At 34.5% G+C, this 12,340-nt stretch carries 7 protein-coding genes and 2 pseudogenes; 2 read left to right on the top strand and 7 right to left on the bottom strand.

Going from position 1 to position 12,340, the window contains the following annotated elements:
* Window positions 1-36: 36 nt before the first annotated feature.
* Together H3S74_RS00730 and greB are read right to left on the bottom strand one after the other, a co-directional pair.
* The gene (locus H3S74_RS00730; RefSeq protein WP_198246968.1) at window positions 37-1,137 is read right to left on the bottom strand and encodes a YcbX family protein; all 1,101 of its coding nucleotides are present in this window, start codon (window positions 1,135-1,137) and stop codon (window positions 37-39) included.
* 95 nt (window positions 1,138-1,232) lie between these two features.
* Window positions 1,233-1,715: a transcription elongation factor GreB gene (gene greB / locus H3S74_RS00735; RefSeq protein WP_110448273.1), complete on the bottom strand. Its 483-nt coding sequence runs from the start codon at window positions 1,713-1,715 to the stop codon at window positions 1,233-1,235.
* A 44-nt stretch (window positions 1,716-1,759) separates the two neighbouring features.
* On the opposite strand from greB, the pseudogene H3S74_RS00740 reads away from it, so the two are divergent.
* Both H3S74_RS00740 and H3S74_RS00745 read left to right on the top strand, forming a co-directional pair.
* Window positions 1,760-3,928: pseudogene (locus H3S74_RS00740) on the top strand (Tex family protein); the annotation flags it as partial.
* Window positions 3,929-4,566: 638 nt separating this feature from the next.
* Window positions 4,567-6,051, top strand: coding sequence for a hypothetical protein (locus H3S74_RS00745; RefSeq protein ID WP_198246970.1), 1,485 nt, complete (start codon window positions 4,567-4,569; stop codon window positions 6,049-6,051).
* 212 nt (window positions 6,052-6,263) lie between these two features.
* On the opposite strand, the gene H3S74_RS00750 is transcribed toward H3S74_RS00745, so the two are convergent.
* From H3S74_RS00750 to H3S74_RS12620, 5 genes and pseudogenes are all read right to left on the bottom strand, one after another.
* Window positions 6,264-7,130: a YjjW family glycine radical enzyme activase gene (locus tag H3S74_RS00750; RefSeq protein ID WP_198246971.1), complete on the bottom strand. Its 867-nt coding sequence runs from the start codon at window positions 7,128-7,130 to the stop codon at window positions 6,264-6,266.
* Entirely contained in the window at window positions 7,105-8,652 is a 1,548-nt protein-coding gene (locus tag H3S74_RS00755) for a YjjI family glycine radical enzyme (protein ID WP_198246972.1), read from the bottom strand. The genes H3S74_RS00750 and H3S74_RS00755 overlap by 26 nt, the downstream gene beginning before the upstream one ends.
* A 130-nt stretch (window positions 8,653-8,782) precedes the next feature.
* Complete coding sequence (ushA, locus tag H3S74_RS00760) at window positions 8,783-10,468, bottom strand: bifunctional UDP-sugar hydrolase/5'-nucleotidase UshA (RefSeq protein ID WP_198246973.1); 1,686 nt, start codon at window positions 10,466-10,468, stop codon at window positions 8,783-8,785.
* A 29-nt stretch (window positions 10,469-10,497) separates the two neighbouring features.
* Window positions 10,498-11,799: a pyrimidine-nucleoside phosphorylase gene (locus H3S74_RS00765; RefSeq protein ID WP_198246974.1), complete on the bottom strand. Its 1,302-nt coding sequence runs from the start codon at window positions 11,797-11,799 to the stop codon at window positions 10,498-10,500.
* Between the two features lie 150 nt (window positions 11,800-11,949).
* Window positions 11,950-12,326, bottom strand: a pseudogene (locus tag H3S74_RS12620) (cytidine deaminase).
* Window positions 12,327-12,340 lie beyond the last annotated feature (14 nt).

The following is a 12,340-nucleotide window of genomic DNA, read 5'->3' on the forward strand; positions in this document are numbered from 1 at the left end:
AATAAATTTTACGTCCTGCAATAAAAGTTATTTTCTTCATTTTACCAATTCTATCGTGATATCCCCTTTAGGTATACAACTACAAGCAAGAATATGTTTATTTTGTTTGACCGCTGATTGAGTTAAAGATTTTACATTTCCTTTTTTTAATAATACTGAGCAACGGCCACATACGCCAGCTCGACAAGAATTAGGGAGTGAAATATGATGTTGTTCGAGTTGTTCTAAAATTGTTTGCTGATTATTACCGACAATTTTTTTATCTTCGAATGTAATTGTACAAAGTTGAGAGTCTTTTGTTGTTTGTTTAGGGAAGTTTTTTATGTAATTTTTAGCAGGTTGCCGCTCAAGTATCTCAATGTTATCGCCAATAGATACGGTACCATGATTGCGAGCAATCATATTTATGCCAAAATCGATTTTCCCTTCTAAATCAGCTCTAAAGTAACCTAAAGTTTTTAAAGGTTCATTATTCGGTAATGCTTTGGCTGAATTGACATTGAAGGTAGTTAATACACAACGAGTACAAGGCTTAACGATATCAAAAATTACTTCGCCTATTTTAATCGTTTTCCATCCATCTTCAGCAAACGGAATGGCACCATCAATAATAATATTGCCACGAAATTGCTGAATATCCAATGTTTCAGGACATTGCTGTTGCAGATAATTGAATGAAGCTTGATTTAATAATAAATAGGGATAACCATCGGCAAAACTTACCGGTACGTCTGGGTAGCGTTTAGTTCTTCTGGTTAGTTGTTTGCCTATCCAGCGCATTTGTACATCTTTTTCGAGAATATGACTAAAAAATTGATTAACTTTTATTGGTGCAATATGTGAGGTGAAGTGATTTCCCCAGACCTCTGTGGCTTCATTGCTTAATGAAAACTCATCAAAATCAATAGTTATTGATTGGTTAGTTGGCTGCGAAACCCTTATTTTATTATTGTGTAATGCAGTTTTAAGTTTTAAAAGTTCTGGATATTGTCTAGCCGTAATAAAGGTGCCATCTGGTTCACTTATCATCAAAACACGGTCATATTCAAAACCACCATCAATACTATTGGCGGCTGTTAATGCTATACCTTGCATCGATTTAATAGGATAGATAAATAGTTGGTTAACTTTGATCATTATGTTTAAAAACTTAAATTTATTATTAAATAAAATTATATAGCCAATTTCTTATAGTGGGAGAATAATATGGTAAATTATTTTGGTTTGCTTAATCATCTTATTTTTTGATAACTGATATCAACAATAACATAATATGTTTTACCATTTGGTGTTAAAACTGATATTTCATCATCAATTTTATGACCTATTAAGGCTCTAGCAACAGGACTATTAATTGATATCCAATTTTTTTTCGGATCAAATTCATCAGCACCAACAATACGATAAATATGTAATTCTCCAGATTCATCTTCAAGTTTTACCCATGCGCCAAAAAAAACCTTACCTTCTTGACGTGGATCTGGATCAACGATGGTTAGCGTCTCTAAACGTTTAGTTAGAAAACGAACTCGTCTATCAATTTCGCGTAACCTTCTTTTTCCATAAATGTATTCGGCATTTTCACTACGATCACCGAGTGCTGCGGCATCAGATACTGCCTGAGTTACTTTAGGTCTTTCTTCTTTCCATAAATATTTCAATTCACGATCGAGTGCCAAGTAGCCTTCTCTTGTTATATAATTAGCTTTTTGCATGATGAATATAAATTCCGTTAATCGACAAGATATACAGAGATACCATGATAAATAATCAAATAAGCCATATTATAGCTGGTGAATTAACCGTAAAACCAGAACAAGTTTTAGCTGCCATTCAATTATTAGATGATGGCAGTACCGTGCCATTTATTGCTCGATATCGAAAAGAGGTAACTGGAGGACTGGATGATACTCAGTTACGTAATTTAGATAGCCGTTTAAGTTATTTGCGAGAACTTGAAGAGCGTAAACAAACGATTTTAAAATCAATTGAGGAGCAAGGTAAATTAACCTCTGAATTAAGTCAAAAAATTACCAATACCCTTAGTAAGACCGAATTAGAAGATCTCTATCTCCCTTATAAACCAAAACGTCGTACTCGTGGGCAAATTGCAATCGAAGCAGGTCTTGAACCACTTGCTGATGATTTATGGCAACGCCCGGATCTCAATCCAGAAGCAGAAGCTGAAAAATATATTGATCCAGAAAAAGGTGTAGCTGATACTAAATCAGTATTAGATGGAGCGCGTTATATTTTAATGGAGCGCTTTGCCGAAGACGCCGCTTTACTAGCTAAAGTTCGTCATTATCTTTGGAATAATGCCCACCTTGTTTCTCAAGTTATTACCGGTAAAGAGGAAGAAGGTGCTAAATTTAGAGATTATTTTGCGCAAAGTGAACTTATTTCCAAAGTACCATCACATCGAGCTTTAGCGATGTTCCGTGGTCGAAATGAAGGATTTTTACAGTTATCATTAAATGCTGATCCACAGTTTGAAGAAGCACCTAAAGAGAGTTATTGCGAGCAGATTATTACTGAACATTTAGGTGTGCGCTTCAACGATCAGCCAGCTGATAAGTGGCGAAAAGCAGTGATCAACTGGACATGGCGCATTAAAATCTTAATGCATATGGAAACTGAACTTATGACTACGCTGCGAGAAAGAGCTGAGGAAGAAGCTATCAACGTTTTTGCGGCTAACCTTCATGATATGTTAATGGCCGCACCGGCTGGTATGAAAGTTACCATGGGTATGGATCCGGGTTTACGTACCGGTGTTAAAATTGCTGTTGTTGATGGAACAGGAAAATTAGTTGCTACCGAAACTATTTATCCACATACCGGTCAGGCGGATAAAGCGGCAATGGTTGTTGCGGCGTTATGTATAAAATATAAAGTTGAACTTGTCGCAATCGGTAATGGTACGGCTTCACGAGAGACAGAACGTTTTTATCTTGATGTACAAAAGAAATATCCAGAAGTCAAAGGTCAAAAAGTGATTGTAAGTGAAGCTGGTGCATCTGTTTATTCGGCTTCCGAACTTGCGGCACAAGAGTTTCCTGATTTAGATGTCTCAATTCGGGGAGCCGTTTCAATCGCTCGACGCTTACAAGATCCATTAGCTGAATTAGTGAAAATTGATCCAAAATCGATAGGTGTTGGTCAATATCAACATGATGTAAGTCAAACTCAATTAGCTAAAAAACTTGATGCAGTAGTTGAAGATGGGGTAAATGCGGTAGGGGTTAACTTAAATACAGCCTCTATGATGTTACTTGCTCGTATTGCTGGCCTTAATAAAGTGATCGCCCAAAATATTGTCGATTGGCGTAACCAAAATGGTCAATTTACTGATAGAAAACAATTATTAAAAGTGTCACGATTAGGTCCCAAAGCTTTTGAACAATGTGCCGGTTTTTTAAGAATTATGGAAGGTGCAAATCCGCTTGATGCATCAGCGGTTCATCCAGAGGCCTATCCTGTTGTTGAAAGGATTTTAGAAAAAAATCATAAAGCCTTAAAAGACATTTTAGGTGATTCGAATTATCTTAAATCACTAAAAGCTATCGATTATGTTGATGGCCATTTTGGTGTGCCGACAGTAACTGATATTATTAAAGAATTAGATAAACCAGGACGAGATCCAAGGCCTGAATTTAAAACAGCGCAATTTGCCGATAACATTGAAACAATGGAAGACCTAAAAATCGGTATGGTTATGGAAGGGGCTGTAACTAATGTGACAAATTTTGGTGCTTTTGTTGATATCGGTGTGCATCAAGATGGTCTAGTTCATATTTCAGCATTATCAGATCGATTTGTTGATGATCCGCGAAGCATTGTAAAAGCAGGCGATATTGTTAAAGTGAAAGTAATAGAAGTTGATATTGCCCGAAAACGTATTGCTTTATCAATGCGTTTAGATGATACAGCTACGCCGAAACAAGATAGTAGCAGATCGGCTAACAATAAGGTATCTAATAAAAATCAATCTGCTGCAACGCTGACTAACAGTGCTATGGGTAATGCATTTGCTGCCGCATTTAAAAAAGGCAAGTGATTATATATCAAATTAAAAAGAGGGGGAATTATCCCCTTTTTGATTATTGAGATATAACTTAATTAATATCATTACTTTTAAATTCTTCAATGAATTAGTATTAATAAACGGAAAATAATTTTTTTTTACTATTCCCTTATCAAAGTATAATCATATATAATAATACTATTACTAAATTTGAATTAATTAGTAACTGTTTTCAAATTCAGTTTCTTTATTGAGTCTTACCTTTACAGCTTTTCCAAATTTTGTCTGATGTTCTTATTTTACAAGTTTTAAAATTTAGGATGTTACGATTTAAGTCTTAAACAACAAACAAATTGTTGTAGTCAAATTATTTTGTTCGAGCCGTATATTAGATATGGATGAATTTCTGTTAGAAAAATAACGATTTTAATTGTCTTAGCTCTGATATTAACGGGTAACAATTTTTGAACAACTTATAAAAATTGTTAATTCACTAATGCTTCAAATCAATAATCTTATTCGAATAGGCGGAGAAGTTTATGAGTAGAGGAGTAGCGATGAATAATTGTACTGTTGTTTTAAAAAAAATTTTTTTGAAATTATTTTTCAAAAAGAGATTATTGCTATTAATGTTATTGATTTTTTCCAATAATCTATTTGCAATTTTATCATTATCCGTGACTACGCAAATGTATATTCATGGTAATGCTCCTGAAATTAAAATGTCAGGTAGTACAAAAGCGCTTAATGGTATTCAACTAAAATTGCAGGTACCAAATAATGCTCCTCTAGTTATTACCCCAGGTTCGTCTAATGAAATATCTGTTGCCTATGATACCTCACCCAGCATGTATTCATTTGATGTTGATTTTTCAGCCATGAACGATGATGATATTATTGATGTTGATGGTGATTATTTGGGAAGTAGCAAAAATTTTAAAGTGGATAGTGTAACAGCTGAATGGCGTGATAGTAAAAATAATATAATTTCTTCTGATTCAACAGCTCCATTAGGTAGTAATATTTGTAATTCAGCTACTTATAAAGGTGATTCAACACTAAAACTTACTTTTAGTATTTCTGCTAAAACTCAGTATGGTAATCCCGCCGAATCTCAGCCTAAAGAAATTTCAAAAACATTTACCGTAAAAGCTAACGATGGTATTTGTTATATTAGACCAGGGGTATTAGCCATAATTGCAAAAGGTGGTTGGAGCGAAACGGATAATTGGTTGTCGTACGGTGCAGATACTATCAATCGTACAGATGCTTACAATCCAGATCAATTTGTTTTACATTCAGGATTTAAAGCTTCAGCTACTGATTCAACAGGTCATCATTTCCCTACTACTGCATTTCCTGAAGCAAGATTTAGAATTGTACCCGTAAATGCAATATCTAATTATACTTATACATTAGTTAAAAATCCTAATGGTGCTTTAATAAGTACTGCAAGGAGTTCAAATCCAGATTCAAAAAGTGAATTTAAATTTACTGACAATGCTCCCGCAAAAGATGATCAATTTATAATATTGGTAAAGAATAATCAGACTAAAGCTCAGTTTTATTATCGTTTTTCATTAAATCATTGGATGTATATATACCAACAACAGTTAAATTGGGTAGATTATAATACCGCTGAAAGGTTGTGCACTGCTAATAACGACCGATTACCATCTAGAGCCGAATTAACCAATTCATTTTTAGCTACTGGTGTAACAAATAATGAAAATTGGTATATACCTCAAAACGGTTATAAAAGAGCTATCGGTGAAGGATTAATATCCGAGTGGGGAAAACTGTATCCATATGCGCCTAATGGTATTGATAATTCAGGAAGAGATATGATGGCAGATATAACGGATTCTTTAAAACACTTTGTTGCTTATGACTTTTATTTCACTTACGAATTGTCGCAATTAAAAGATAACAATGGTTTGACAAGGCGTTATAGTATTGGTTCTGTTGAAGGTAATGTTATTGTAGAGCCAGATTCCGCTTTTACTATGTGTGTTAAGTACTGATAATTTTGCGATATTTTATGTTTCATTACAAAATCGCTAATATTTTGTAATGAAACTTCTTTTGATGCGTTTTAGTTAAATAAATTTATTACTCTAATATATTCTTAATATTATAGCCAAACGAAAAACTTCAATTTTTTGAGCTTGTAGACCTTTTAAGGTAGATAGCTATTGCCACTAGTCGCTTCGTTTATGATCTTGTTTTCAAAATATTACAAATATACACTCGGCAAAATAATATTCTGTAATCCATAATGTTTTAATTTAGCAGCAAAAGATTCGATTTGCTGTTGTGTAGCCGCTGGCCATGTTTTGGCTATGCCATGTACACCATGATTATGAAAAGCATTAATTCTGACTTTAATTTGTGGATTGAGTCTTATTAGAAAATTAGCAAGTTGTTTAGCACTGTTTTGCAAATCAGTATGCTCGGGAATCACTAAAAATCTGACTTCATATAGTTTTTCTATTTTGGCTAGATATTCAATGGTCTGTTTGACGCGATCATTATCCCGACCTGTGAGTTTTTTATGAACTTGAGTATCCCAAGCTTTTAGATCGATCATCGCACCGTCCATAACCTTTTCAACTTTTTGCCAGCCAGTTTCAGCTAAGTAACCATTACTATCAATAAAACAAGTCAGGTGTTTTAAATCATCTGCTTGTTTAATTGCTCGAAATAATTTTTCAATAAAAGGTAATTGTAATGTCGCTTCACCACCGCTAATTGTAATGCCATTTAGAAAAGGTAAGTATTTACGAATTTCGAGTAGAATATCTTCAACATTGTAGTTATAGGTCATTGGTGTGGATTGATAACTACAAGTATTAATACAGGTATCACATTGCTGGCAATTTGAAGATTGCCAAATCACTTTGTTATTGATAAATGTTAATGCTTGATGTGGACAGGTAGTAACGCAATCACCACAATTCTTACACCGTGAAATGGTGTAAGGATTATGGCAATTTAAACATTTAAAATTACAACCTTGTAAAAAAATGACTAACCGGTTTCCCGGTCCGTCAACACAAGAAAAGGGTAAAAGTTTATTAACGATTGCCCATGACTTGTTCATGACTAATTACTCGAGGTGTTCGGCATAAGTAACTATTGTTATCGGTATCTTCGGCTGCTTCACTACCTAAAAATGTGGTATTAATTCGTGAACCTTCTTGTTTATATTTTTTGATATCTGACAATCTCACCATATAGCCAGTTACACGGACCAGATCATTGCCACTGATATTAGCGGTAAATTCACGAAAACCAAATTTAAATGCCGCCTTACAAATCTGTACTAAGGCTAATGGGTTATTTTTAATCGTTTCATCAATGGTTAAAATATCACTAATGCCAGAGGCATAATATTTATGGTGTTTGAATAATGCCATAATATGGGTTACTGGATCTGGTTCATGACCATAAGGAATACGTAAACCTGGCGTAGCGCCTCTATCTGAACTGATGCCAGATTGAGCATGTAACATTGCTTTACCTTTCCAAGCATGCTTAATTGTATGGCTGTCAATAAAGTCAGCTAGCTGTTTAGAAATGGTTGTTGCCAATTCATTCGCATCTTCGTCAACACCATAACGGCCGGTTAAGTTAGATTTTTCTTGTAAAATATTGACTGCTTCAGCCATGGCATAAATACCGAACATTGGTGCAAATCGGGTAGCGTCAATTAATCCTTCCTTAACTAAAAAACTATTTTGGAAGAAATTAGATTTTTCATAAAGAAATTCTGATCTTGCTTTGATCAAATTTAATTGCAATTGGCAATAATAAGGTAAAGTATTTTGTAAAAAGTCAGTGATGCTTTTACTTTTTAACGCAACCTCTTTTAAATTGATTCTTGATAAAGTGCTACCACCACCAGCCACAGGAAGAGAGTTATAACAACTCACAACACCATAACCTTTTTCATCAAAATCCTTTTTAATCATCATATTATTAGCAATATGTGGTTTTGCTGTTTCACAAATGTTTCCAATTGCGGTATTTAGTAAAGATTCTGGTGTGATATTTTCATCATAAATAAAAGTTAAATTAGGGGCAACTTGTTTAAGTTCGCGATCAACACGTAAAATAACCCGACAGATCACATTATCGGTTGGCCCAATATTGGCATGCATAAATGCATCTGGAAGATTGCGATCCAGCATAATCCAAAAACGCTTTAATCGTGGGTAAAGTTCTTCTTCTGTCAAATTACCGATATAAGGAAGCAACACTTGATCTAAACAGCCTAAATAAACCGGCATACCAGTGACCGATGGTACGTGATGATAAGCAATAGTGAGCATATTTAATGCATCATCAAAGGTTTTTGCTGGTTCGAGTTCTAAGTATTCAGATCCCTGCTTAAGAAATTTTGCATAATCAGGTAATACATAACGAGGTTTATACGGCGCATGTCCTTCGTACATATCACAAATTACCCTTTCATTGAGCGCATTTTGCGTTTCATTATCTAAATCAACATAAGGTAAGTTATTTTCTGCGGCTAATGCGAGAAGGTTCGCTTTTTGTTTTGGTGACAAATTGGCATCGGTCACTATATCGTAACAATTTTTTTGAAATTCTGTCATGTTCATAAATACCTCTATATTACCTATATGCTGAAAGCAAAGATTAAATCTTTATGACTAATTATTAAATTATTAGCACTGAGAATTATGATTATCAGTGCCATTAGTTTTTATATTTCTGTTTTAAACCATAGAATTATTTTTCTAAAATAAAGTTAGACGGTTGATAATCGGCTGCATTAATTGGTGAATGCGCTTCAAAATATTGTTTTACTGCGTCGGCATCTCGATAACCTGTATCCACATAAGTTGGCGAGTTATTGACGATAGGGTAACCATCTCCACCAGCGGCTAAAAAGTCTAATGTTGCAATTCGATATGATTTTTGCAAATCAATTGGTTCATTATTAATTTTAATGTCGCTGATAGTATCGCCAGTTTTAGTTAGGCTAATATTTTTTAAATGCGTATAACCACCCGAACCCTGTTTTTTACCTAATGCAACTTTAAGATAATCGATTAATTCATTACCCGTTAATTCAAAGTAAACAACACTATTACCAAATGGTTCAACTTTCAAAATATCACGATAAGTAATATCGCCTTCGATAAGTGAGTCACGAATCATACCTCCAGACATAATACCAATATCGGCATTTGTCTTTTCAATAAAGGCACTAAGTAATAATTGCCCCATATTACTTTGTTGATATCTAACTACGTTACGATCGCCCTCTAAACGACCGGTTAACTCACCACTTTTAATGAGTAATTGTTGTTTACCTTGTTCTTGATAAGGTTTTAGTGTTTCCAACAGTTTTTTATCCTGTTCGATTTCACTGGTGTAATATTCAAGACGTTTGGTATCGTTACCGTTATCAACTTCTTTTTTCAAATTAATTGGAATTAACTGATAATTTTTGAGGGTAATTTTACCGTTTAAGAATACGAAGTCAGCACGACCAACATATTTCCCCCATTCATGAGCTTGAACAATCCACGTACCATTTTGTTGATCTGGAGCACAAGGTGTTCCAGGGACATATTCGGTAATACGTTTGTTAGGGCTAGCCATACATACTGGGTTTTGTGAATGGCCACCGACAATCATATCTAATTCACCAGTTTTTAATCCTCGGGCTAGCTCAACATCACCTGGAGCCATTGAACCATGCTCACCATTTTCATAATGCCCCATATGAGTAACCGCAATAATCATATCTGGACGTTCATTGCTTTTAATTTGGCTAATGACTTTTTCCGCTTCTGGTAGTGTTTTACGAAATTCAACACCATCGGTATTTTTAGGCGAAGCAAGGAAAATAGTGTCATCAGTGGTTAAACCAAATATTGCAACTTTAATACCATTTAAATCAAATATTTTATAGGCATCAAAAACACGATTATCGGTATTTTTGAAGTAAGTATTTGCTGATAAAAATGGAAAATGAGCCCATTTTTGTTGTTCACGAATAATCGCTAACGGATGATCAAATTCGTGATTACCTACTGCCATTGCATCATAGCCAATTTCATTCATACCAATAAAATCGGGCTTTGCTTGTAACACATCGGATTCAGGAACACCAGTATTAATGTCTCCGCCAGAAAGCAGAAGTAATTTTCCGCCTTTTTCTGCTACTTCTTTTCTTATTTGGTCAACAACTGTTTTTTGTGCTGCTAACCCATATTCACCAATATCATTTTGCCAAAAACGGCCATGATGATCGTTAGTATGTAAAATAGTAAAAGAATAGGACTTGTCTTTTTCCCAAGCAGGTGCCGTAGACTGTTTGGTAGCAACAGCTGCGAATGAATTGACTGAAAACAAACTTAAAATAACAAGTAGTGACAGTTTTTTGTTTAATTTTAAACGATGCATGATGTCTCCTGAATCCGTATTTATTAAAGCTATTCCGTAATTACTTTAAAAATTAATTGTGGCTGTTCAGCGCTATCACTAATAGTAATATTGTCATATAGTTTTTGTTTTATTGTATCAATACGATCACTACTTGCGTGAATAGTTAACAGTGTTTCACCTACTTCAACTTTATCACCTACTTTTTTATGTAGTACGATACCAACAGCAGGATCGATAACATCTTCTTTAGTTGCTCGACCTGCACCCAGTTGCATCGCTGCAATACCAATTTGGTCAGCAATAATGCGTGATACATAACCTGCTTTTTGCGCTGGTAGATCAATTTGGTAAGGCGCATTAGCTAATTTCTCCGGATGATCAACCACTGAACTATCACCACCTTGAGCTTCAATTAATGTTTTGAATTTTTCAATGGCCTTACCATTTTTAATCACTTCTTGTAGTTTTTTTCTTGCTTCATCTAGTGTTTCAGCTTTATTCGCTAACACCACCATTTGACTGCCAAGTGTTAATACCAGTTCAGTTAAATCAGCAGGACCATGGCCGTTTAATGTATCTATGGCTTCTTTAACTTCTAACGCATTACCAATCGCATAACCTAAAGGTTGAGACATATCAGAGATAATCGCCATGGTTCTACGACCAATTTGATTACCAATATTAACCATTTCATGAGCTAATTTTTCTGAGTCTTCCATGGTCTTCATTAAAGCACCGTCACCTGTTTTAACGTCTAAAACAATAGCATCTGCACCAGCTGCGAGTTTTTTACTCATAATTGAGCTAGCAATAAGAGGAATAGAGTTAACCGTCCCTGTTACGTCACGTAATGAATAAAGTTTTTTATCGGCAGGGGTTAGGTTGCCGGATTGACCAATAACAGCGACACCTTTTTGATTAACTTGATCAATAAATTCTTGTTTATCTAATTCAATTTTAAAACCCGGTACTGTTTCAAATTTATCAGTCGTTCCACCAGTATGGCCTAATCCACGACCTGACATTTTAGCTACTGGAATATCTAATGCAGCAACTAATGGTGCTAACACTAAAGTAGTTGTATCACCCACACCACCGGTTGAATGTTTATCAACTTTAATGCCTTTAATTGATGATAGATCAACGGTATCACCTGAATACATCATCGCACTAGTTAAATCAGCACACTCTTTTGAAGTCATGCCTTGATAATAAATCGCCATAAGTAAGGCACTGACTTGATAATCAGGAATAGAACCATTGGTATAGTTAGTTATAAAAAATTGAATCTCTTCGGTTGTTAAAGCATTACCATCACGTTTTTTTTCAATAATATCTACAAATCTCATTACACTTCTCTCTTAATATTAATAAAGCAAATTAGTATTATATTCTTCTCATCCAAAATTTGGACTGATGAGTGAGCTGATCTTGGTTAACTATCATCAATCGCTATTTTTCTTTTTCAATATGTTAAATTATATTGTTCAACAATAAAATTAATCTAAATCACTTTGTGAAAAACACCAAGGCAACAATTCACCAACAGTGGTTTCTTGGATTTTCCCTTGTATATTGATCAAAATCACTGGCATATCTTTAGCACAAAACTCATTAATTACTTTACGACAAGCAACATAAATTGAGATTGGCCCTTCAGTATCATCAATCACAACAATTTTTCGGATTTTTTCTTTCCTTTTGCTACTGCCTTAAAAATCGCTGTTATTTCAGCATAGTTAGCAATTCCATTGGAAGCATTTTCAATGTTACAACCTAAAATTGCTTCGTCATCTTCGATTATTAATACCGTACCTACTTGAAATTTAGGATAGGGTACATAAGCCTTAAAGCGGGCTATTTTTGCTAGTTCGATTAATTATTCAATTT

The organism is Gilliamella sp. W8126, from assembly GCF_016102185.1.
GTDB lineage: Bacteria > Pseudomonadota > Gammaproteobacteria > Enterobacterales > Orbaceae > Gilliamella > Gilliamella apis_A.

Excerpts from the sequence above, each read along its gene's own strand:
- H3S74_RS00730 (WP_198246968.1), bottom strand. The coding sequence starts at position 1,137 with ATGATCAAAGTTAACCAACTATTTATCTATCCTATTAAATCGATGCAA.
- greB (WP_110448273.1), bottom strand. The coding sequence starts at position 1,715 with ATGCAAAAAGCTAATTATATAACAAGAGAAGGCTACTTGGCACTCGAT.
- H3S74_RS00745 (WP_198246970.1), top strand. The coding sequence starts at position 4,567 with ATGAGTAGAGGAGTAGCGATGAATAATTGTACTGTTGTTTTAAAAAAA.
- H3S74_RS00750 (WP_198246971.1), bottom strand. The coding sequence starts at position 7,130 with ATGAACAAGTCATGGGCAATCGTTAATAAACTTTTACCCTTTTCTTGT.
- H3S74_RS00755 (WP_198246972.1), bottom strand. The coding sequence starts at position 8,652 with ATGAACATGACAGAATTTCAAAAAAATTGTTACGATATAGTGACCGAT.
- ushA (WP_198246973.1), bottom strand. The coding sequence starts at position 10,468 with ATGCATCGTTTAAAATTAAACAAAAAACTGTCACTACTTGTTATTTTA.
- H3S74_RS00765 (WP_198246974.1), bottom strand. The coding sequence starts at position 11,799 with ATGAGATTTGTAGATATTATTGAAAAAAAACGTGATGGTAATGCTTTA.